We start from the raw sequence: 22473 nt of genomic DNA on the forward strand, positions 1-22473 counted from the left end.
CCCACCCTCCCCACACTTCCCACTCTCCCCACACTCCACCATTTAAGGTGTGTCAGTCCACTACTCCCTACTCCCTACTCCCTCAGACATCAATGAGTCAGAAGTCAAAAATTAGAAGTTAGTTGACGATTATTATGAAAAATCTCGATCGCTGTACACTAGAACTAATGACTTTTAAATTTTAACTTTTGACTTAATTCAAAAATCTATGACTACAACTGTACAAGTAAAAACAGAGTATGAAGCAATTATTGGTCTAGAAACCCATTGTCAACTTAACACCCAAACCAAAATTTTCTCCGCTTCATCCACAGAATTCGGTGCCCCACCAAACAGCAACATTGACCCAATATGTATGGGAATGCCTGGAGTATTACCCGTACTTAATCAAAAAGTCCTAGAATATGCCGTAAAAGCAGGACTTGCTCTAAATTGTCAAATAGCACCCTATAGTAAATTTGACCGTAAACAATATTTCTACCCTGACTTGCCTAAAAATTATCAAATTTCTCAGTATGACCTACCCATCGCGGAAAATGGTTGGCTAGAAATAGAAATAGTAGATGAAGATGGCACCGCAAACCGCAAAAAAATCGGCATTACCAGACTACACATGGAAGAAGATGCAGGTAAGTTAGTCCATGGAGGTAGCGATCGCCTATCTGGGTCAACCTATTCAATGGTGGACTATAATCGTGCAGGTGTACCATTAGTAGAAATTGTATCAGAACCGGATATGCGCTCTGGACTAGAAGCGGCAGAATATGCTCAAGAACTACAGCGAATTGTCCGTTACCTTGGGGTGAGCGATGGTAATATGCAGGAAGGTTCTCTACGATGCGATGTGAATGTTTCTGTACGACCTGTGGGCCAAAAAGAGTTTGGTACAAAGGTAGAAATCAAAAATATGAATTCCTTTAGTGCTATACAACGGGCGATCGAGTATGAAATTCAACGGCAAACTGAAGCTATTGAAGCAGGGGAAAAAATTATTCAAGAAACTAGACTCTGGGAAGAGGGTTCTCAACTTACTATTAGTATGAGGGTGAAGGAGGGTTCTAGTGATTATCGTTATTTTCCTGAACCTGATATTCCACCTATTGAAGTCTCCACTCAGCAGTTAGATGCTTGGAAAGTAGAATTACCAGAATTACCCGCACAAAAACGTCACCGCTATGAAAGTAAGTTAGGTTTATCTGCTTATGATACTCGCGTGCTTACTGATGACTGTAAGGTAGCAGAATATTTTGAAGCAACAGTTGCAGCGGGAGGAAATGCAAAACAAGCAGCTAACTGGGTAATGGGAGATATTACTGCTTATTTGAAAAATGAAAAAATTAGCATCACTGATATTGGCCTTAAACCAGAAAATTTGGCCGAACTAACTACAATTATTGAGGATGGTACTATCAGTGGCAAAATTGCTAAGGATATTCTGCCAGAATTATTATCAAAAGGTGGTTCTCCTAAAGAATTAGTAGAGAAAAAAGGTCTAATTCAAATTTCAGATACTAAGGCAATAGAAGCAATTATTGATGAAGTTTTAGCAGCACATCCAGAAGAGTTGGAAAAATATCGTGGTGGTAGAACTAAACTGAAAGGTTTCTTTGTTGGGCAAGTGATGAAGAAAACTCAAGGACGTGCCGATCCAAAAATGACAAATAAATTAATTACTAAGAAGTTAGAAGGGTAAATATTAATTAATAATTAATAATTAATAATTAATAATTAATAATTAGGGTTTGCTGATTAAATCTAAAAGCATTGACATATAAAGGCAAGTGCCTTTTTGGGATCGAAAAAAGTGCAAATTTTTCAGCTCTTTATGCTTAAAAAGTTAGTATTTTAGGCAAGACTTGGGCAGAAAAATCATTCTTACCGAAAAATTGTGGGTATGCGCCTCCCCTTGGATAGGGGATAATAAGCGGTCGTTTGCGCAGCATTCCGTAGGATGGGATGGCGAGGTCTCCTCGCCATATCCAATCGACTCCTGTGAAGAAAAATTTTCATGAATTTGTCAATCCTCTTCAATTCATAGAGAGGTAATTATTCATTATTCATTATTCATTATTCATTGTTGAAAATTCTTACTCCTACCTCCTCGCTCATTCCAATTTATCCTGTCTTCTCCTCCTGGGAGGGGGAGGGGCGAGGGGTGGGTTGTCTCCTGTGTCTTACCCCTACTAAAAGACTTTTTCAGCAAACCCTAATTAAACTTAAGGCCAACTTCAAACCTATGCTTCTAGCGGCTCCTGTTATAACAACAATTTCGCTCATTTTTTTTGATAGAGTTCCATTTGTCTTCCTGAAGGTGGAAACCGTAGGAATCAATGTCGTCTTTGAAAACAGAAATCCCTGTCATTTTCCTTTGATACCAAGTCCGCTTTTGCTGAAATAGCAAAGTATTAATTAATACTTTCTTCTAAAGCCTTTTTTGCTAGTCGGGTTAAATAAATAGTTATGGCAACTGTGGCAATTAAACCAACTATATTAATTATCCATTTAGTTAATTCTACAGTAGAATTTGTTGGTTGTTGAGAAGTACCAATTAAAGTAATATCACCTGCTATAGAACCAATATAAACATACATTATTGTTCCTGGAATCATTCCTAGAGAACCCAAAATATAATCTTTTAAAGAAACCTGCATGACACCAAAAGCATAATTCAAAAGATTAAAAGGAAATAAAGGGCAAAGTCTAGTTAAAAAAACAATTTTAAATCCTTCTTTCACCACAGCTAGATCGACGACTTGAAATTTTGGATGTTGATGTAATTGTTGGTAAACCCAATCGCGAGATATATACCGTCCGATAATAAAAGCTATTGTAGCGCCTAAAGTTGAAGCAAAAAAAACATAAATAGCTCCCCAGAGAACTCCAAATATTACTCCTCCTCCCATAGTTAAAACCAAACCAGGAATTAATAGTAAAGTAGCTAAATTATAAATAATTATGAAAGCGACCGGACTCCAAATACCTAGAGTTTCAATCCAGATTAATATATTTTTTAAAAGTTCCGGTAGGTTAAAATATTTGGCTGCAATAATTAAGCTTATAACTACAAGAAATAACAAAAAAAACTTGCAAAGTTTTTTGAATTTTCTCTGGGCATGAGTATTTCTAAATATATTCATTTCTAAATATTACCGAAAAAAATCCATGAATATTTCTGAATATTTCCCCTAAATGTCTTTATGAAGTTTCCCGAATTTACTGATTTTTTATTCCTTCTTCAATAACTCATAACCAAACTTTTAATGTGAAGAAATTATAAAATATCATGCTCAAATTATTCTTGTCTTAGTTAACTATGAATTTTTACTGAGAATAATTACTGGAGAAATAAATAACTAAAATCATCCCTCTCCATAGCTTAGTTTCATAAAAATACAATTGCTATACCTAAAATAATTATCACTACCTATGCAAAATTAGTTGAACATTTGTAAGTAGGGAGGAGGGAGTAGGGCATAAAAAATATGCTTAAATACTGAATTTTAAGAATATTTGATTAGCGATCGCCTTCGTTAAAATTATCAAGTCAAGCAGAGAAATTTAATTATAGTAAATCTTTAACCAAAACTTAAATTGATTTTAATTATTATATGTTATTGTAATAAATAAATTTATATATATGGAAAAAAATTAATTAAATGAATTTATATTATCGTATTTTCTGGAGTACAGCCTTAACATTAGCAAGTATATTAACCACAGATATAACTACCTTAGCTTCGGCAAAAAAGACCAGTCTTTTGATTGACTCAAACAATAATAATTCTTATCAAAATCTTGTAGAACAAGCAGAAAATTTAGCAAAAAATACAATCAATCAAGTATTTCAAAATAATCCAGAAATAACAGAAATTACTATCACCATCTTAGGAGAACGTCAGAGTCAAATAGTACCTATTCTACGTTCAAACATATCTCGTGCTGAATGGCAAAAAAATGCAGAAATTGATAACTTGACTAGATATTTTGCCGATGCCAAATATTTACTAAAGTTTGGTAATAATAATCAAGATACATCCAAAACTCAACCTCAAACTCCTGACTCTTCTCCTCAAATTCCAGCTCCACCTCCACCATCACCCAATACTCAACCTATAGTTCCTCAGCCTTCAAAAAAATCTCCCACACCACCTACATCTAAACCTCCAATATTTCCTTCTGATGAAGATGACTCCGAAATAGATGATTAATAGCAGGGAATAGGGAACAGGAAACAGGGAACAGTGAGAAATATATTTCACTGTCTAAGGTTTATTATCAGTCTATGTCCTAAACAACCCATTCTTTAGCTATCTATATGTTTTCTTGAGTGGGGGAGTGAGTAGGGACATTGCATGAAACGTCCGTACAGAGTAGTAAACATCAGAATAATATACACTTACTGGCTAAATAATTGCTCAAATTCATTCTCTCCTCAATAACTAAAACCTTCTTCAATTAAGTTCAATAATTAGACTCCATATAACTTTAATCACTCGATAAAATTGAAAGAAAATATTATAAAATATCTTCCCAATACTTGCTCAATTAGATAAATTAACCAAAAATTAAACAAGACTTTAACTAAACTTAAACAAACAATAAACTAACTATAAATTTGTTTAGATAAACTTCTGAAGGCAGTATAAAAAAACCAACTATATAAACACAATTTCTAGGTAAAAAATACTGCTAGCAATAGATTTAGAAACCGTAATCTACCACCTCTTGCACAGAAGAGAACTAAATAAAGTTTTATGTCCAGACTAACTCGTAGAAAACTATTAATGTTTTTCGGATGTAGCGCAGCAGCTACAGCACTATCACCAAAAATTGGCAATTTTTTGGGTAGTAGCTCCGAAATAGCTCAAGCTCAAACCGGGGGTCTGAGTTTCACACCACTAAAACTGGCACATCCTTTAGAAGCTTATGAAAATAACCCTAGCTTTGTACCTTTAGGAATAGGTGGAGAAGGAGGTACTATAGAAGCAGGTGTAGATGTAGCATTACAGTCCTATCAATACTTCGATGATGTAATAGTACCTCCGGAATTTGAAAGGTATGTAATTGTTGCTTGGGGCGATCGCGTATTTCCTAACCCAGAAGAATACTTTGGCTATAACTGCGATTATGTAAGTTTCATTCCTATTAATGGTAACCCTGATGATGGCTACCTATGGGTTAACCATGAGTATGTCTCTTATCCCATATCCTCATTAATAGGTGGTGATGACCTAGCTGGTTTCCCCACAACAGACCAACTTGTACTAGGTTTAGATTTATCTCAAGAGAGCTCCTTCACCCGTGGGGAATTTGCTTATAACCAAGGTGGATCTATTATCCGTATCACTAAAAGTGGTAATGGTCGTTATGCTACTGTCGCTGATGATGCTAACCGTCGAGTACATCTATTATCTGGACTAGGAATTAACTCTGAACGTTCAGATGGTTATCAAAGCGTTACATCTTGGGGTCCAGCTAGCTATCAGACTGGAGACCAAAACTTCTTAATAGGTACTGGACCTGCTGCTACTGATGTATTTCCTCTAAGTTCTGATGGACTTGGTAATCGAATTATTGGTACAGCCTTCAATTGCTCTGGTGGTACAACTCCTTGGGGCACAATTTTGACTGCTGAAGAAAACTTCCAAGGTAGCGTTACAGAAGGCGTATTACCTAACGGTACTCAAACTGGTTATGATGAAGATGAAGAGATAGGTTTTATCTTTGGTTTAGTCGGTGAAAAGTATGGCTGGATGGTAGAAATTTCTCCAGCAGACCCAAGTTTCCAAAACAGGAAACATACAGCTTTAGGTCGTTTCCGCCACGAAAATATTGCATTTCGAGTAGAAGCAGGCAGACCATTAGTAGCATATATGGGAGATGACCGTCGTGGTGGCCATACTTGGAAATTTGTAAGTAATGGTACTGTTTCTAATCCTACTGACCCAAATAATAGTCAATTATTTGAGAGTGGGACCCTTTATGCTGCACGATTAAATCCTGATGGCTCTGGTCAGTGGATACCCTTAGTTCCTAGCACTCCCACTAATCCTCTATCACCAAGCGAGATTGCTCAAGCTGAATTAAACGCTTTTGGTGAAGCTCAAAGAGATGGCCGAATTCGCTTACCTCAACGTGCTGGTATTCCTGGAGCAGAACAGGATGGTGGGTCTTTCATTGTAGACCTGACAAATGAAAGCGTATTATCTAATTATCAGGGAAGGACTCTAGGAGATTTTTACACTAGCCAAGGCGCTATTTTATGTGATGCTTTCTTAGCTGCTAACTTAGTAGGAGCTACTCCTACCTCTCGTCCTGAAGATGTAGAAGTTCACCCTGGTGATGGAAGTGTATTTATTGCCTATACAGATAATGCACCTGGTGGAGATGGATATCCAGATTCCAGAATATTTGTTGTGAGTAAATACTCAGCAGATATTAATGCCGTTCAACAATTTGGCGGTCTGTACCGAATCATTGAAACGAACAGCGATGCTACAAGTCTCACCTTTAGTTGGTCAGTTTTTGAGCAAAGTGGAGAAGATGGTGCTATTAACGGTGCAGGTTTTGCTAATGTGGATAACCTAGAAATTGATACTCTGGGTAATATCTGGGGTGTAACAGATATGTCTACCAGTAATCACAATGGTTTCCGAACTGGTGCTGCTGGAGAGCTAAGAGATATTGACCATACTGCTACTGGAAATGTTTCTAGCTTAACAGGGGTATTTGGTAACAACTGGTTGTTCTATATCCCTGTTGTTGGAGATAATGCTGGATTGGTTGTACCTTTTGCTTATGGCCCTCCTCGTTGCGAAATGACTGGACCATACTTTATCAGGAATGGAAATGTAGATGAGACTCTACTATTAGCTGTACAGCATCCAGGGGAAAGCGCACCTATTGGAGATGGAGTTCAACTAGGTCGAGATATTGAAATGTTAAGTCTGGATGGCACAAGTTTATTCACTCAGCAGCGAAGTGTACCTCGTGGTAGTAATTGGCCTAGTAATATAGGTTATACAGGTAACCCTGGAGGTAGTTTTAATGGTTTGCTACCGCCAAGACCTTCTGTAATTGGTGTTACTCGTAGGAACGGTGGTGCCTTTGTTTAATATTTTAGCTTGACCCTAGAAGGTCTAGTAATAGACCGACACAGTTGAAATAGCACTCAGCAGTCAGCGGTCAGCTCTCAAGGCGTATGATGGGGGATACTTAAGAGAAGCCGCTCCGCGTCTACAAACCTCCATCAACGCACACCACGCCCTTTTTCAAATAAGCTTGGGGGATGTCGAACCCGCCGATTTTAGCTGTTTGCGTAGCATCCCGCAGGGAAGCGCTGATAGCTGAAGCGCTGATAGCTTGTTAAGCTTGACGCGCCAGTAGTTTCAAACTTATTCCTGGAGATATTTAATCAAAAAAAATATATATGATTATTTCACTAAAAGTAGTATCATATTAAGATTGATAACTTGTAACAGAAGGAAAAACAAATGGAACTATCTGATTTCATTGAGAAGAAATTGAATGATTATGCAAAATCTATAATTGAGGGAAGTGCAAAAAAAGATGAAATTGCTCTAGGTGAAATGACTTTCTACATGACTTTACGTAGAGCATTAACTGGAAAGGCAACCCTTCAAGATATTGGTATGTTGGATGCCATTAACGATACTTTACAAGAAAAAGGAGTTATCGAACCAGGAAAATCCTTCTACAAATAAAATTTTCAAAAGTTTTATCTGCTGGAGGGAATTTAGAGATTAACAATGCCACTCCTTGAATTTTGCATTAGACATCTCCAGAAAAGAGGGAGTAGGCAGTAGGCAGTAGGGAGAAATAATTGATAATTTCTGTGTGAGAATTGATTTTATTTTTGATTTTTGGAGATGTCTATTAGAAAAAAATGGTGAAATTTTGCCATTGCGCAGTTTTAACTTTGTCAGTCCGCTACTTTTGATTTTAAGCACCTAAGTAAAATATATTATTTATCCTTAACCTCTTCTTTCATAGGTACAGGAAGTTGAGAAAAATCTGGTAATCTCACAAGCTCCTTTTCTTTTTCTGTAATTGCCAATGGCAAACGTAGAGGTTCAGATTTTTCTTCAATTAAATAAGTAGCTATAGGTAATGTCCTTTCTAAATCATCCAATGCTCTAGGAATTACCATTACAGCATTTAAATCTCCAATTCTTTCTGCTTCGTGCATTCCAGCTTCCACTGCCACTGCCACATTAGAAACCGAACCCCGAACAATAGCAGTACATAAACCTGACCCTGTAGTTTCATAAGCAGTCAACTGTACATCACCAGCTTTGAGCATTGCGTCACAAGCTCCCACCATTGCTGGAAAACCTCTAGTCTCTATCAGACCAACTGCCTTATTTCTAAACTCAGCAGAAACTCTACCTTGAGATAATTTCAATAAAAGACTGCCAATAGGTAGTACAGCTTCTAAATTAGGTAAAGGTCGAGGAATCACAGTATGAGAAATAAGTTGTCCAAATTCTTTCGCTGTTTCTGCTCCAGAGTCTATTGCTAAACGAACATCAGCAACACCACCGCGCACTACTGCAGTACAATATCCACTACCAATTTTTTCATATCCTACCAAAATAACCCCAGATGACTTCAGCATCATATCAGCAGTACCAACTATGGCAGGAAAACTCCTAGTTGTTATTAAACCAAGAGCTGAATCTCCAAAATTGATTGGCGATTCTAGAGATTCTAGATTATGGTTATTGTGGGTTTGTATTTTCATTTTCTACCTCTTTGACTTAGGCGTAGCAGTGAACCCACCTAAACTCTCTTCAAAATTCTAGCTGATGGTCTTTAGAGCTACTTCAAGAAATTTTTATATAAAATCAAAAATATAAATTAATATAGTTTACCCGATTAGACTTTACTTGAGAAAGACGAAAGAGATTTTGAATAATTTTTTGTCCCTACATGAGAGTCAAGTTTTATCAGTTAGGTCTCTACATTTCCTAAATTATATTATATTTTTTTTGAAAATAGCAAGCCCTTTATTATCAAAAAATAGTTATATTGTCAACTATCCAAGGGCTGTTTACCTGCTAAAAATATGCCTAAAAATGTGCTGCTCTAAATCAGATTTTTTAGTTTATCTCAACTAGCATTAATAAACAGTAACAAAAGTTTCTATTGCTCTCAGCATCTGTGTTTCCCTTCTCGCTATTACTTGTCTAATCTTCTTCATCGGGAGAAGAGCTAAGAGAATTTTTATGAGGAAATAAAGTTTTTATCATCCTATTTACATGATCTTGTCCGTAGATTGGAGGTTTTGTGGTTTCAGGTGCTTCTTCTTGTAGTTTAGTTTTAGCCTGCTCAATTTTATTTTGAGTTTCTTCTTCATTTTGAGTATTTTCTTGGTCTGGTGATGAAGAAGTATTTGTTAATTCTTGATTAGTAAGAGCATGAGAATTATCATTTTCAGGTTCATTTTTTTTGAAAAATTGATAATTACTGTTTAGTCCTTGATTATTAACTGAATAATTGAAAGTACTCTTCTGAGAGAGATTTTCTTCTCTAAATTCAGAACTACTGCCTAATTCCTGATTGTTATCTGGATAATTAAAAGTACTTGTTTGAGCAATATTTTCTTCACTAAATTCAGAACTACTGTCTAATTCCTGATTATTAACTGGATAATTAAAAGTACTTGTTTGAGCAATATTTTCTTCACTAAATTCAGAACTACTGCTTAATTCCTGATTATTAACTGGATAATTAAAAGTACTCTTTTGAGATAATTCTTCTTCACCCAATGGAGAACTACTGCCTAATTCTTGATTATTAATTAGAGGATTAAAAGTACTTGTTTGAGAAATATTTTCTTCACTCAATGGAGAACTAATGCCTAATTCCTGATGATTATCTGGATAATTAAAAGTACTCTTGTGAGAGATTTCTTCCTCACTCAATGGAGAACTAATGCCTAATTCCTGATGATTATCTGGATAATTAAAAGTACTCTTGTGAGAGATTTCTTCCTCACTCAATTCAGAACTGCTGCCTAATTCCCGGTCTACTGAAAAATCATCATTGCTGTTAGTAGTAGTTGTTATTTGTGGTGTTAAAACTGTTTGAGATAGAGCTGTAGTAGAATTTCCTAAGATTTGTCGTCCAGACTCTCCTATAATAGAAGTCGGTGGTACAACTTGATTTGGTTCAACATCATGTTCTATAATCGTTGTCACTGAACCAATACAGGCATTAGCCCCTATCTTACTCTTACCAACCACTAAAACTCCTGCACCAATGGTGACTCCTGACTCAACTTCAATGTTGCCCTGGTAAGCATGGAGAATAACCCCCATACCAATACAAACTCCTGTAGCAATAACTATCTGACAATCAGCAGCAGCTTGGAGAATGACGCCAGATGCGATCGCAACATTCGGCTCAATTTTTACATCACCACTAACAAAAGGCTCAGTATTTTCAATTGGTTGTAGTGGTGTAAACTGCATAAATACTGCTCCATAAAACTCCTTTCAACTATCGGACTGAAAGTCAAAAGTCACAACTTTGAACTTTTGACTTTCTGGTTTTTTTTACTTAGCCTTACCGTTAGGTTGCTGAATAATCATTTCTAAAACACGGCGTTTAGCTTGAGGGTCGATACCGATTAAGCGGACATATTCTCCCTCATGTTGAGCTAGAGTTTCCTCAATAGCTGGGAAAACATCAGCATCACGTTTAGCATCTATTTGAGTATCAGTTTTCCAAGAGCTAGTCTTGAAACGGCGTTGGTCTGCATACTCTGTACCTATTTTGTAGCCACTAGCAATCAAAGAGCGAACTTGTTCTACAACCTCTTGAGTTAGCTTCTGGGTACTAGCAGTAGCTGTTACACTACTATATGCTGGTTGATAACTATTGCCTGCTCCATTAGAAGTTGTAACTTGAGCTGTAGCAACTCCTTGACGTTTGCCATTTGGCTCCTGAATCAATACTTCTAACACCCGACGTTTGGCAGCGGTATCAACACCAATTAAACGTACATATTCCCCACTATACTGTGCCAAAGCTGCTTCTAATTCCTCTATTGCTTGTGCAGTAGTCTGTGCCGATATGGGAGCGCTTTGCCAAGAGCTAGTCTTAAAGCGACGTGCATTAGCGTGTTCTATGCCGATGCGATGTCCTTGATTAAAGAGTGAACCCACTTGAGCTAAAACTTCCTGACTTAATCCTGTATTGACTGCACTACCTTGACTGGTTTGAGCAGTATTATAAATAGGAGGCTGACTATTGCCTACTCCATTAGAAGTTGTAGCAACTCCTTGGCGTTTGCCATTGGGTTCCTGAATTAATACTTCCAACACCCGACGTTTGGCAGCAGGATCAACACCAATTAAACGTACATATTCCCCACTATACTGTGCCAAAGCTGCTTCTAATTCCTCTATTGCTTGTGCAGTAGTCTGTGCTGAGATGGGAGCGCTCTGCCAAGAGCTAGTCTTAAAGCGACGTGCATTAGCGTGTTCTATGCCGATGCGATGTCCTTGATTAAATAGTGAACCTACTTGAGCTAAAACGTCCTGACTTAATCCTGTATTGACCGCACTACCTTGGCTATTTGCAGGAGTTTTAGCAGTGAAAGAGGTAACAGCAGATTGCTTAATTGGGCGATCGCCTGGTTGTTGAACTAATGTTTCTACAACACGACGCCTAGCTACAGGGTCAACACCTATCAAACGTACATATTCACTGCTATGTTCTGCCAAAAACTGTTCTATAGCTGGTAATACCTGTGAGGCACTGGTTTCTGAAATAGTCGGACCATTTTGCCAAGAGCTAGTTTTAAAGCGACGTTCATTAGCATACTCGGTGCTAATTTTGTATCCTTGAGATAGCAAGGAGTTTACTTGGTCTGCAATTTCTGGAGTTAACCCTGTGGTATTTGTTGTAGCAGACTGACCTCCAAAAGCAGCGGGAACATTATAGTTACCAGTAGTCGATTTTTGAGCAATTTTTTTGCCATCAGGCCGTTGAATCATAATTGGAGAAATTCGGCGCTTGGCTTTGGGGTCAATACCAAACAGACGTACATACTCTCCAGCGTGTTCTTCGACACAAGCTTCTAGAGCTGCTACTACTTCTGAGGAATTTTTGCTTTGAATTGGAGAACAAGTTTTCCAGGAACCAGTTTTGAAGCGACGAACATCAGCGTGTTCTGTGCCAATATCGTATCCCTGGGATACTAGCTGTCTTACTTGAGCAACTACTTCTGGACTTAAGGAGCCAGTTGCTACAGAAGATTTGTAACTGTAACCGTTACCGTTACCGTAATTACTATTCATTTCAGTTTTAATAGGTGTAATACAGGAGATATTGTCTGCACAGAGATAACCTTGTCGTAAAGATTCGTTAATTCCCACCACATGATGGCTAAATTCCAGATCTGCTGGTTGTACGTCTGGCAAACGGTCTGCTTGCTGTTGATTTGTAATAATTGCTCCTGAAGGTACATACTTACCGGGAGCAATTTCTACGTCTTGGATGAGAGCATGGAGCATCACGATGCAGCCTTCACCAATACGGGCATTAAATACTGTAGAGCGAAAGCCGATAAAAGATTCATCCCCGATATAGCAGGGGCCGTGAATTAGGGCTTTGTGAGTGATAGAAACATCTTTACCTATCCATACAGAATAGTGTTGGTTGTCGTCTCCTACTACTCTTCCTTGTTCTAGGCCGTGGATCACTACTCCATCTTGGATATTGGTTCCTGCACCGATAAAGAAGGGAGTTCCTTCATCAGCACGAATTGATGTACCGGGAGCTACTAATACATGAGAACCGATACTAACATCTCCAATTATGTTAGAACAGTAGTGAACGTAAGCTGTCTTATCAATCTTGGGCTTCGCCAAGTCTTTTGACCAGGGGGTCGGTGGAGCCGCTTCGTTGCGACGTGGCATATTTTTTTTCTCCTTAAGCTAAATGTTGGGTGTTGGTATATTAAGTAAATGTCTTGCAGTTCAAGATTTCAACATCCAACTGTTAAGTTTTAGACAGCATTTTCCTAGACATTTATCGACAACTGTGGACAAAATGTAACGGAAAACGTCTAAATACAGAAGCTCTGCCCGAATTTAGCAACCTACGAGCAACAGTTGGTTTGCAAGGTTGTAATGGTTTTTTGTTTGTATCTATGACAAAAACGTAATTAGTATTAGACATTGTGGTGTCTAGTCCTTTTCAGTAAAGTGTTCCTCTATCATGTTGGCCAGGCTTGTTCATGCTTCTGACACTATCGGTACAAAACCCACTTCCGATTATCGCACTTTAACGATTTCCTTAATCAGGAGCGACTATGAGTATGTTGGAGTTCGCATACGGTATTCGTGACCTGCCAACGTAGTCAGTACTGACTCGATCTGCAACCTTTGAGAGACAATCTTAGAAATGTCCTTTCTTTGGCTAGGTTTTTCAAAGGTGTTTAACGATATTGGTCTTTTTTACCGTAGATCATGCTATTGTCCACCGTGATTGTGTCAATAATTGCGACTACTCTGGCATCTATAGGCAGTTGTTCGCTACGAGGTATTTCACGAGCTGCTCCGCCGCGACTCACCAAAACCCATTCATCTATTCCGGCTCCGACATTATCGGCAGCTACTTCATATTTAGGCAGTGGATGGCCTTCTTCGTCTATGAATTGCAGCAGAAGTAGCTTTGTTCCTTGTAAACTAGGCTCTTTTTGGGTGCTAACAACAGTGCCACGAACTTTGGCAATTTGCATGATCTCTAATTTAATTACATGATTTCAGATATTAGATTTTAGATTGAAACTTCAAAAGTTGTTTTTCACTCTCAGTTTGATTATGTGCTAGAATTTATTCACTAATATTTCCTGCTTCTACCCAGAAGTGCCAATTTTTTCTAGCCTTGAGGAAGTCATTGTCATGCTTGACTGCCATAACATACCCTTCAGCTTTCAGTAAATATTGACTAATAATCACTGAAGGCTTTGATATATTAATAGCTGCATCCTTAAGATATTTATCACATCTGAAAAACTGCAGCTTTCAGCGATCAGACTAAAAACAGAAACTATTTTACAATTCTACAGTCAGGATTGAGGATTTAATAAAATCCAGAAGTTCACTAATGGAACTATATCTGTTGAAGGTATACTCCATTTAACTCTTGTAGATAATAAAATCCTCATTCCCAGGAATACAGCTTTTCAAAGTAGGAAACTAATCTACTACTGTTTTTCTCTAGGAAACAACTTCTAGGTAAATTATCTTTTTCCGTTCAATCTCAAAACCTGCTATCTGCAATCAAGTTATGGTCTGTTTACTGGACGAATAGAAGATGTGCTGTCACGAAATTGTTCTACTTCTTCTGTATAACGAATAGGTAAAACATACTCTAGGTTTTCATGGGGACGAGCGATGATATGGGTAGACATTGTTTGGCCTCCATTTACCCGCTTGACGTTATCAACTCCTGCTGCTACTGAAGCTTGTACTTCCGATACATCTCCGCGAATGATTACAGTTACCCGACCACTACCAATTTTTTCATAGCCAACAAGGGTGACTCGTGCAGCTTTCACCATTGCATCTGCTGCTTCTACGACTGCTGGAAAGCCTAGGGTTTCTACCATCCCGACGGCAATTGACATTATTCTTACTCCGTGATATTCTTTTACTTTACTTGTATATGTATTGACTTTTCCTAGCTATAGTTATTTGGAATAATAATTGCTTTTCCAAATAATACCTTAAGTTGGGGAGCGATTAATTCCTAAATTTACTAGAATTTTAGATGATAATTTTTGCAAGCTTTCCCTGGAATGGGCAATCTCTTGATAATGATTGCCCTAAAATCTTAGGGTAAAGTTGGTGTTTTTTTCTCACAGAACCTAAAGCAGGATCTTAAAGCTTGTGAAAGTCAAGCATTCTTAGTTACAGATGTATATGTTTTGATCTGCAAAATTACTTAGCTCTAAGACTTTAATCATTATTGTTACTTTTATCTGCAAAAAAAAAATTTTTATCTACCAGTTCTAGTCAAAATATTTGTAGTAATTCTCCCTGCCTCAAATGAGTCTTTCTCACTAATAAGTTCGGAACTGATCGACTTCCTCAGTATATCGAATTGGCAATACATATTCTAAGTTTTCGTGGGGACGAGCAATGATATGAGTTGATACTACCTCACCACCGTTAACTCGTTTGGCTGATTCTATACCTGCAGCAACAGAAGCTTGTACTTCCGATACATCTCCTCGGACAATTACTGTTACACGAGCACTACCAATTTTTTCGTAACCGACCAGAGTAACTCTAGCTGCTTTAACCATCGCATCAGCAGCTTCTACTACCGCTGGAAACCCTCTAGTTTCAATCATTCCCACCGCAATTGGCATTTTTTTTTCTCCTATTGACCAATAGTTAACTTAAGCATTGAGGCCAGTGTTGTCTCCAGATAGTTTTCAAGGGAATTCCCATTATTATGATTAAATCTATCAAATGCTATAGTTTTAGCATAGAGAAACATGGCATCGTTGACAATAGCAACTATCATCATAATTCATAATTGCAGCTATATAGAAAAATAAATTCCCTAAGATTGAAATCTTTGGACTTAATTATGAATTCAGCGATCCTCAACCTCCACAGACCAATCCTAAATTTTTTTTTATTACTTTTGGAACCAACCTCCGTAAGCAGAAAAAAATCAGTATATATACTCACTAATAAGTAGAACCTATGTTAATAATATATATTTATTTTTAACAGTAAAAGTAAATAAATAATAAATGATAGAATTTCTGACTGAAAACTGTTGGTGGATACCTTTTTATGCATTAGTTGGAGCAATTTTGACTTTACCCTGGTCAACAGGGATGATCCAACGCACCGGACCACGGCCAGCAGCTTATTTTAATATCTTGATGACGTTAGTGGCCTTTATTCATGGCTCCATTGTTTATCAAGCTGTCTGGAGCCAAGAACCACGAGAAATCATATTCAACTGGCTACAAACGGCAGACCTCAACTTGTCTTTTGCCTTTAATATCTCATCTGTAACCGTTGGAGCAATGGATGTTGTGACGTGTTTCAGTCTATTAGCCCAACTTTATGCCTTGGGATATTTAGAAAAGGATTGGGCGCTAGCCAGATTTTTTGGACTAATGGGATTTTTTGAGGCAGCAATGACTGGCTTAACAATTAGCGACTCTTTGTTCATTTCCTATGCTTTGCTAGAAATGCTGACTCTTTCTACTTATTTGTTAGTAGGTTTCTGGTATGCTCAACCCCTAGTCGTAACAGCAGCTAGAGATGCTTTTTTAACGAAGCGGGTGGGAGATGTTTTACTACTCATGGGAGTAGTTGCTATATCAGCTTTGGCTGGAAGTATGAATTTTAGCGATTTATATGAATGGGCTGAAAGAGTAGAACTTTCTCCGATTACAGGTAATTTGTTAGGATTGGCTTTGATTGCGGGGCCAATAGGTAAATGCGCTCAATTTCCTCTGCATCTATGGTTGGATGAGGCCATGGAAGGGCCAAATCCAGCTTCGATTTTGCGCAATACTGTGGTGGTTGCTATCGGAGCTTATGTACTGATCCAAATGCAGCCGATTTTAATTATTGCTCCTATAGCTCTAGATGCATTAGTGGCGGTTGGAACTGTAACGGCGATCGGAGCTTCTCTAGTTGCTCTAGCTCAAATTGACCTTAAGCGTGCTTTGTCTCATTCTACTAGCGCTTACCTGGGTTTAGTATTTATTTCTGTTGGTACGCAATGGACTGGTTTTGGCTTGCTATTACTATTGGCTCATTGCATTGCTAAAGCCCTATTATTTATGAGTGCTGGGGGTGTAATATTGACTACTAATAGCCAAGACCTTACAGAGATGGGGGGGTTATGGTCTCGAATGCCAGTTACTACAAGTTCTTTTTTAGTAGGCACTGCAGGTTTAATAGGGTTATTACCTTTAGGGGGTTTCTGGGCGTTACGACAAGGTTTGGATGTGTTTTGGATTATCGATCCTTGGGTTGTACCTGTTTTGTTATTTGTTAATTTTTTGACTGCTTTAAATTTAACTCGTGTTTACCGTTTGGTGTTCTTGGGTGAATCTCAACCGAAAACTAAACGCGCACCAGAAGTTCCCTGGCCGATGGCTGTGCCTATGGTATCGTTAATTATCATTACTCTACTAACGCCGATAATGATGCAACGGTTATCACTATTACCTGACTGGGGTTATATTAATTTAGCTGTTGTCATTTTGTTAGTTACATCTGGTTTGATTGGTGTGATTCTTGGCAGCACGATGGAGTTAGGTAGAAGTTGGTCTCGACCGGTACAAGCTCCTTTGCGTTTTGTTCAAGATCTGCTTGCTTATGATTTCTATATTGATCGCTTCTACAATGTAACTGTGGTATTTGCAGTTGCTCAACTCTCAAGGTTAAATGCTTGGATAGATCGTTATATTATTGATGGAGTTGTTAATTTAGTTGGCTTGGCAACGATTTTTAGTGGGGAAGGTTTGAAGTATGGGGTGTCTGGTAAAGGTCAATCTTATGTGCTTACTATTTTGATAGGGATTAGTGTATTGGGGGTTTTGGCGCTTTGGTTGATTGATTTTAGTTTTTGAAGTAAGGAAGAAGGAAGAAGGAAGAAGGAAGAAGGCAGAAGGGTTATAGCTGAATTTGAAAACGTTTTGGTATTAGTGCTTTGACTCAAGTTCTTATCCATAAATATTCAAATATTTCTTCCTGTTGCTTATTCCCTATTTTCTGGAGATATCTATATATATCAGGACTTATGCAGTAGAACGTATTTCTGTCATTGCGACCGACAGGGAAGCAATCTCAAACCCTACTTTTTCGTGCTTCGTGCGTAGGTCCTATTATATTAAACCTAAGTGTTGAGTCTTTATAACGGTTTTCACAAAGGTAAACTACAAAACTTGTGCCCTCTGCTTTTACAGCGGTTTTCAAATTGATTAACCATATCTTCACACATCAAACCTTGTAGGTATGTTCCATGGAAAGTCCCTACTGTGGTCTACCCAAATGGAAACCGCTATAAGCCAAAATCTCTGTATTTTACAGCGTATTCCACTTTGATGAGTTACACCTACGCGAGCAAGATGCTCGCACTGATAGGATTGAATTATTAATATCTGTACTTCATATACTTGGAATTTGCTGTATGTTAATTAGGGTTTGCTGATTAAATCTAAAATAATTACCATATAAAGGTTTTAGTCTTTTTAGGTATTGAAAAAGTACATGGTTTTCAGCTCTTCATGCTCAAAAAGTTAGCACTTTTAGCGCATAGTTGGGCAAAAAAATTCTCCCCTGCTCCCCCGCTCCCCTACTCCTTAAAAAAGACTTTTTCAGCAAACCCTAATTAAAACTTTCTACTCCCTATTTTTTGGAGATATCTTATGAATAACTTTTCCCCTCAAACTGAAAAACTTAATTTCTGGACGAAATTAGCTTATGGTGCTGGCGATCTAGGTCCGGCAATTTGTGCTAATATCCAGGTATTTTTCTTACTATTTTTCTTTACTAATGTTGCTGGTTTGCCTGCTGGTATTGCGGGTAGTATTTTGATGATTGGTAAAATTTCTGATGCTATTAATGACCCGATAATTGGGGTGATGAGCGATCGCACTGTTCATCCTTGGGGGAGACGTTATCCTTGGATGGTTTTTGGTGCTATTCCTTTTGGGATTTTATTTTTTTTGCAGTGGATAGTTCCTAGTACGAATCAATCTTTTTTATTTTGGTACTATGTGATAATTGCTATTTTATTTAATATTGCTTATACGGTTGTTAATCTTCCCTACGCTGCTTTGACTCCAGAGTTAACACAAAATTACCATGAACGAACCAGTTTAAATAGTTTTAGATTTGCTTTTTCTATTGGTGGTAGTATTCTTTCTTTGGTTCTTGCTCAATTAATTTTTTCTCTTTTCCCAGATAATCCTATTCAACAATATTTAGTGTTGGGTATTGTCTGTGCAATAATTGCTGTTTTACCTATTTATTGGTGTTTTTTGGGGACTCGTAAACGGACACTTTCTGTTAATAAAAAACAGGAGGAAGGTAATAATGCTAATTTACCTATTGGTGAACAAATTAAGGTAGCTTTTAGTAATATTCCGTTTTTATTTGTAATTGGAATTTATCTGTGTTCTTGGTTGGGAGTGCAATTAACTGCTTCGATTTTGCCTTACTTTGTAATTAACTGGATGGGGTTACCAGAAGCGACTTTTCCTCAAGTGGCGATCGCTGTTCAAGGTACTGCTTTAACTATGTTATTTGTTTGGAGTTTTGTTAGTAAAAAACTGGGGAAAAAAGCTGTTTATTTTATGGGTGTTTGCTTGTGGATAATTGCTCAGGGAGGGTTGTTTTTTATTCAACCTGGACAGGTTGGTTTAATGTATTCTTTGGCAATAATGGCTGGTTTTGGAGTATCAACTGCTTATTTAGTTCCTTGGTCAATGATTCCTGATGTTATTGATTTGGATGAGTTAAATACTGGGCAAAGAAGGGAGGGAATTTTTTATTCTTTTATGGTTTTTTTACAGAAGGTAGGGTTAGCTATTGGATTGTTTTTGGTAGGGGTAGCTTTGGATATTGCTGGGTTTATTGAAAGTGTTCCTGGGGAGACTCCACCTATTCAACCGGAGTCTGCACTTTTGGCAATTCGTGTGGCAATTGGTCCGTTGCCTACTGTGTTTTTAATTGTTGGATTATTGTTGGCTTATTTATATCCTATTACACGGGAAGTACATGATGAAATTTTGTTGAAATTGAGAGAAAGAAAAGAATAAGAAGGTGTTAGGTGTTAGGTTTTAGGTGGTAGGTGATAGGTTTTAGATTTTAGGTGGAAAGTCTAATAGACATCTCTAGAAAAAAGGGAATAGGGAATAGGGAATAGGGAAATAGGTATGGAGGGGGAAATAATTGATGATTTATGCCGATAATTGATTTTATTTTTAATTGTTGGAGATGTCTAATAGACATCTGGTGACAAATAAATAAACCTTTTAATTATAGCAAGCTTTGGAGATAAAACTTCACCCTAAAAAAACATTTTTTGTGCCTTTTTAGTCAACATATATTACCGAAAAATTGTGGTCTAAAACCTCTCTTTTTAAAGGGAAAAAAAAAGAGACTATTCCTGATGTCAAGCCTCCTTATTGCAGAGGTACTGATAACTGAAATGACCTGTTGCCTACTCCTGCAAAAAATCTATATCTTTTTCGGAGAAGTCTGATGTTAAAACAAGTAACTTTGAAAAATTGGAAAAGTTTCCGTCATGCTGAGTTATATATTGACCCTTTAACAGTTTTAATTGGTACCAATGCTAGTGGAAAATCTAATGTTGTTGATGCTTTGGATTTTTTGAATAGTATTATGCAAGGTACTTCAGTAGAAACGGTATTAACAGGAGATCGCTTTACTCCAGGTATTAGAGGTGGAGTTGAGTGGGCAGTTAGAAAACCTGAAACAAAATTTAGTTTTCAAGTATTAGTAGATGGCGAAAATGAAGCGGGTGATTATCTTTATAAAATTACTATAGAAACTCAACCTACTATACAGGTAATATATGAATCTTTAACTTTGATTGATAGTCAAAAACTCTCAGATAGTAATTCATTTCAGCAACTTTCTTTGATCTCCTCAACTGTGGTACCAGACGGGGTAAAGTATAAGCTTTTTGAAGCAGATAAAGAATATATTGAAAAAATTTATCCCAATCCTAATCCTTGGTTGGATAGTTTTACAACACAGATTCCTTGCTATGGATTTGATAATGTTGATCAAATTATGCTTGCCGAAAGTATAGTACCAAATCTTCTCAAAAAGATTTTTATTTTAAATCCCATACCTTCCCAAATGCGGGATTATTCACCCCTATCAAAAAAGTTAGAAAGAGACGGTTCTAATATTGCCGGAGTTTTAGCAGCATTACCAGAAAAACAGAAGGCTGAAGTAGAGGAATATTTATTAAAATATCTGGCAAAATTACCAGAGGGGGATATGCGAAAAATTTGGGCTGAAACTGTAGGAAGACTAGGTCGCGATGCCATGCTTTACTGTGAAGAAATCTGGCATTCTAATCAAGAACCAATGATAGTTGATGCTCGTGGAATGTCAGATGGAACTTTACGATTTTTGGCAATTTTAACAGCTATGTTAACTCAGCCAGAAGAAAGTTTAATTGTTATAGAAGAAGTAGATAATGGTTTGCATCCTTCTCGTGCTGGATTACTATTACAAATGTTAAGAGAAATTGGAGAGCAGCGCCAAATTGATGTTTTGGTTACAACTCATAATTCTGCTTTATTAGATGAACTAACTCCAAAATTTATTCCTTTTGTGATGGTAGCTTATCGAGATAAACAAACTGGAGAAAGTCAGTTAATTCCTTTAGAGGATATTGAAGATTTACCGAAGTTAATGGCATCAGGAACTTTAGGGAAAATTGCTAGTAAGGGTTTGATTGAGAAAAGTCTCAAAGCAGATTAGAAAGTATGAAAAAAGTGCTAATTATTGATACTTCAATTCTCTGTGTTTATTTGGGTATACCTGGGAAGGAAACTTGTGGGTCTGAAGATAATAAATGGGATAAAGTTAAAGTCTATGAAATCTTGGAAAAAGAGGAGAAAGCAAAGACTATTTTTGTTTTACCTTTAGCCACAATTATTGAAACAGGTAATCATATTGCTCAAGCAAATAGTAAGCGTTATGAAATAGCTAAAGAGTTAGGAAATTTGATGAAACTAACTGCAGATAATCAAACTCCTTGGGCAGCATTTATAGAACAGTCAAAGTTATGGGATACAGAAAATTTGAAGGATTTAGCTGATGAATTTCCGAATTTTGCTAGTCAAGGACTTGCATTGGGAGATGCTACAATTAAACGGATTGTTGACTATTATTTTGAGTCAGGAGCTGATGTGGAAATTTTCACTGGGGATAAAAGTTTAAAATCTTATGAACCCCCAAAACCTGAACTGATTCCTAGACGCAGAAAATACAAAAAATAAAGCAGCAATATTTACATTATTTGTAGATTAATAAGATTTAATTTTTAGCCATAAGCTATGATAAAACTATCGTCGATCTAATATTATATTCGGTTAAATATTTATAATAAAAAACTGGAACTTTGTAGGTTGGGTTGAGGAAGGAAACCCAACAATAATATTGTATTTGTTGGGTTGCGCGATCGCTTAACCCAACCTACTGTATTATAACTGGAACTTTGTAGGTTGTATTGAGGAAGAAAACCCAACAATAATATTGTATTTGTTGGGTTGCTGAATCAAAGAATGAATCTTTTTTGGCATAGGTAAATCTCATATTTAATACTTTTAACTTGTTTTTTCTCCAAGCTTACAATTCATCGCACAAATATGTAACACCATCATATTGTATGTTTTTGGTTGCGCTA

At 37.2% G+C, this 22473-nt stretch carries 17 protein-coding genes and 1 pseudogene; 8 read left to right on the plus strand and 10 right to left on the minus strand.

The annotated features are described in order from the left end of the window. The first annotated feature begins 208 nt into the window (after nucleotides 1-208). Nucleotides 209-1693 carry an Asp-tRNA(Asn)/Glu-tRNA(Gln) amidotransferase subunit GatB gene (gene gatB / locus F6K23_RS05650; RefSeq protein WP_293151792.1) on the plus strand — a complete coding sequence of 495 codons (1485 nt, stop codon included), beginning with the start codon at nucleotides 209-211 and terminating at the stop codon, nucleotides 1691-1693. A 712-nt stretch (nucleotides 1694-2405) separates the two neighbouring features. Here gatB and F6K23_RS05655 read toward each other — a convergent pair. Beyond that, the gene (locus F6K23_RS05655) at nucleotides 2406-3077 is read right to left on the minus strand and encodes a TVP38/TMEM64 family protein (protein WP_367267633.1); all 672 of its coding nucleotides are present in this window, start codon (nucleotides 3075-3077) and stop codon (nucleotides 2406-2408) included. A gap of 579 nt (nucleotides 3078-3656) precedes the next feature. Here F6K23_RS05655 and F6K23_RS05660 point away from each other — a divergent pair. From F6K23_RS05660 to F6K23_RS05670, 3 genes are all read left to right on the plus strand, one after another. Next, on the plus strand, nucleotides 3657-4208 hold the full coding sequence (locus F6K23_RS05660) for a hypothetical protein (protein WP_293151798.1): 552 nt from the start codon (nucleotides 3657-3659) through the stop codon (nucleotides 4206-4208). A 546-nt stretch (nucleotides 4209-4754) separates the two neighbouring features. Continuing rightward, nucleotides 4755-7115, plus strand: a complete 2361-nt coding sequence (locus tag F6K23_RS05665) for a PhoX family phosphatase (protein ID WP_293151801.1) — start codon at nucleotides 4755-4757, stop codon at nucleotides 7113-7115. A 378-nt stretch (nucleotides 7116-7493) separates the two neighbouring features. Continuing rightward, nucleotides 7494-7724, plus strand: coding sequence for a hypothetical protein (locus tag F6K23_RS05670; protein WP_293061774.1), 231 nt, complete (start codon nucleotides 7494-7496; stop codon nucleotides 7722-7724). Between the two features lie 260 nt (nucleotides 7725-7984). Here F6K23_RS05670 and F6K23_RS05675 read toward each other — a convergent pair whose 3' ends face one another. The 9 genes and pseudogenes from F6K23_RS05675 to F6K23_RS05720 all read right to left on the minus strand — a co-directional run bounded on the left by F6K23_RS05675 (nucleotide 7985) and on the right by F6K23_RS05720 (nucleotide 15573). After that, entirely contained in the window at nucleotides 7985-8764 is a 780-nt protein-coding gene (locus F6K23_RS05675) for a carbon dioxide-concentrating mechanism protein CcmK (protein WP_293151804.1), read from the minus strand. A gap of 445 nt (nucleotides 8765-9209) precedes the next feature. After that, nucleotides 9210-10496 (minus strand): hypothetical protein, encoded by a 1287-nt coding sequence (locus tag F6K23_RS05680; RefSeq protein ID WP_293151807.1) that lies wholly within the window; start codon nucleotides 10494-10496, stop codon nucleotides 9210-9212. An 84-nt stretch (nucleotides 10497-10580) separates the two neighbouring features. Then, complete coding sequence (locus tag F6K23_RS05690; RefSeq protein WP_367267634.1) at nucleotides 10581-12950, minus strand: ribulose bisphosphate carboxylase small subunit; 2370 nt, start codon at nucleotides 12948-12950, stop codon at nucleotides 10581-10583. A gap of 127 nt (nucleotides 12951-13077) precedes the next feature. Continuing rightward, nucleotides 13078-13212 (minus strand): annotated as a pseudogene (locus F6K23_RS05695) (RRXRR domain-containing protein); the annotation flags it as partial. 259 nt (nucleotides 13213-13471) lie between these two features. Continuing rightward, entirely contained in the window at nucleotides 13472-13774 is a 303-nt protein-coding gene (locus F6K23_RS05700) for a EutN/CcmL family microcompartment protein (protein WP_124146614.1), read from the minus strand. Between the two features lie 94 nt (nucleotides 13775-13868). After that, complete coding sequence (locus tag F6K23_RS05705) at nucleotides 13869-13994, minus strand: hypothetical protein (RefSeq protein ID WP_293151811.1); 126 nt, start codon at nucleotides 13992-13994, stop codon at nucleotides 13869-13871. 329 nt (nucleotides 13995-14323) lie between these two features. After that, on the minus strand, nucleotides 14324-14665 hold the full coding sequence (locus tag F6K23_RS05710; RefSeq protein ID WP_293151814.1) for a carbon dioxide-concentrating mechanism protein CcmK: 342 nt from the start codon (nucleotides 14663-14665) through the stop codon (nucleotides 14324-14326). A 435-nt stretch (nucleotides 14666-15100) separates the two neighbouring features. Further along, a complete protein-coding gene (locus F6K23_RS05715; RefSeq protein ID WP_124146612.1) occupies nucleotides 15101-15412 on the minus strand; it encodes a carbon dioxide-concentrating mechanism protein CcmK in 312 nt (103 codons plus the stop codon). 11 nt (nucleotides 15413-15423) lie between these two features. Beyond that, nucleotides 15424-15573: a hypothetical protein gene (locus F6K23_RS05720; RefSeq protein WP_161564658.1), complete on the minus strand. Its 150-nt coding sequence runs from the start codon at nucleotides 15571-15573 to the stop codon at nucleotides 15424-15426. Between the two features lie 232 nt (nucleotides 15574-15805). On the opposite strand from F6K23_RS05720, the gene F6K23_RS05725 reads away from it, so the two are divergent. From F6K23_RS05725 to F6K23_RS05740, 4 genes are all read left to right on the plus strand, one after another. After that, entirely contained in the window at nucleotides 15806-17650 is a 1845-nt protein-coding gene (locus tag F6K23_RS05725; RefSeq protein ID WP_293151817.1) for an NAD(P)H-quinone oxidoreductase subunit F, read from the plus strand. Between the two features lie 798 nt (nucleotides 17651-18448). Next, the gene (locus F6K23_RS05730; RefSeq protein WP_293151819.1) at nucleotides 18449-19843 is read left to right on the plus strand and encodes an MFS transporter; all 1395 of its coding nucleotides are present in this window, start codon (nucleotides 18449-18451) and stop codon (nucleotides 19841-19843) included. Between the two features lie 445 nt (nucleotides 19844-20288). Then, nucleotides 20289-21545, plus strand: a complete 1257-nt coding sequence (locus F6K23_RS05735) for an AAA family ATPase (RefSeq protein ID WP_293151822.1) — start codon at nucleotides 20289-20291, stop codon at nucleotides 21543-21545. Nucleotides 21546-21550: 5 nt separating this feature from the next. Next, the gene (locus F6K23_RS05740; protein WP_293151825.1) at nucleotides 21551-22066 is read left to right on the plus strand and encodes a hypothetical protein; all 516 of its coding nucleotides are present in this window, start codon (nucleotides 21551-21553) and stop codon (nucleotides 22064-22066) included. Nucleotides 22067-22473 lie beyond the last annotated feature (407 nt).

It is taken from the genome of Okeania sp. SIO2C9, assembly GCF_010672455.1.
Taxonomy (GTDB): domain Bacteria; phylum Cyanobacteriota; class Cyanobacteriia; order Cyanobacteriales; family Microcoleaceae; genus Okeania.

Coding starts and splice junctions, on each gene's coding strand:
- F6K23_RS05740 (WP_293151825.1), top strand. CDS start 21,551: ATGAAAAAAGTGCTAATTATTGATACTTCAATTCTCTGTGTTTATTTG.
- F6K23_RS05730 (WP_293151819.1), top strand. CDS start 18,449: ATGAATAACTTTTCCCCTCAAACTGAAAAACTTAATTTCTGGACGAAA.
- F6K23_RS05660 (WP_293151798.1), top strand. CDS start 3,657: ATGAATTTATATTATCGTATTTTCTGGAGTACAGCCTTAACATTAGCA.
- F6K23_RS05675 (WP_293151804.1), bottom strand. CDS start 8,764: ATGAAAATACAAACCCACAATAACCATAATCTAGAATCTCTAGAATCG.
- F6K23_RS05725 (WP_293151817.1), top strand. CDS start 15,806: ATGATAGAATTTCTGACTGAAAACTGTTGGTGGATACCTTTTTATGCA.
- F6K23_RS05710 (WP_293151814.1), bottom strand. CDS start 14,665: ATGTCAATTGCCGTCGGGATGGTAGAAACCCTAGGCTTTCCAGCAGTC.
- F6K23_RS05715 (WP_124146612.1), bottom strand. CDS start 15,412: ATGCCAATTGCGGTGGGAATGATTGAAACTAGAGGGTTTCCAGCGGTA.
- F6K23_RS05720 (WP_161564658.1), bottom strand. CDS start 15,573: ATGATGATAGTTGCTATTGTCAACGATGCCATGTTTCTCTATGCTAAA.
- gatB (WP_293151792.1), top strand. CDS start 209: ATGACTACAACTGTACAAGTAAAAACAGAGTATGAAGCAATTATTGGT.
- F6K23_RS05670 (WP_293061774.1), top strand. CDS start 7,494: ATGGAACTATCTGATTTCATTGAGAAGAAATTGAATGATTATGCAAAA.
- F6K23_RS05700 (WP_124146614.1), bottom strand. CDS start 13,774: ATGCAAATTGCCAAAGTTCGTGGCACTGTTGTTAGCACCCAAAAAGAG.
- F6K23_RS05680 (WP_293151807.1), bottom strand. CDS start 10,496: ATGCAGTTTACACCACTACAACCAATTGAAAATACTGAGCCTTTTGTT.
- F6K23_RS05735 (WP_293151822.1), top strand. CDS start 20,289: ATGTTAAAACAAGTAACTTTGAAAAATTGGAAAAGTTTCCGTCATGCT.
- F6K23_RS05665 (WP_293151801.1), top strand. CDS start 4,755: ATGTCCAGACTAACTCGTAGAAAACTATTAATGTTTTTCGGATGTAGC.
- F6K23_RS05690 (WP_367267634.1), bottom strand. CDS start 12,950: ATGCCACGTCGCAACGAAGCGGCTCCACCGACCCCCTGGTCAAAAGAC.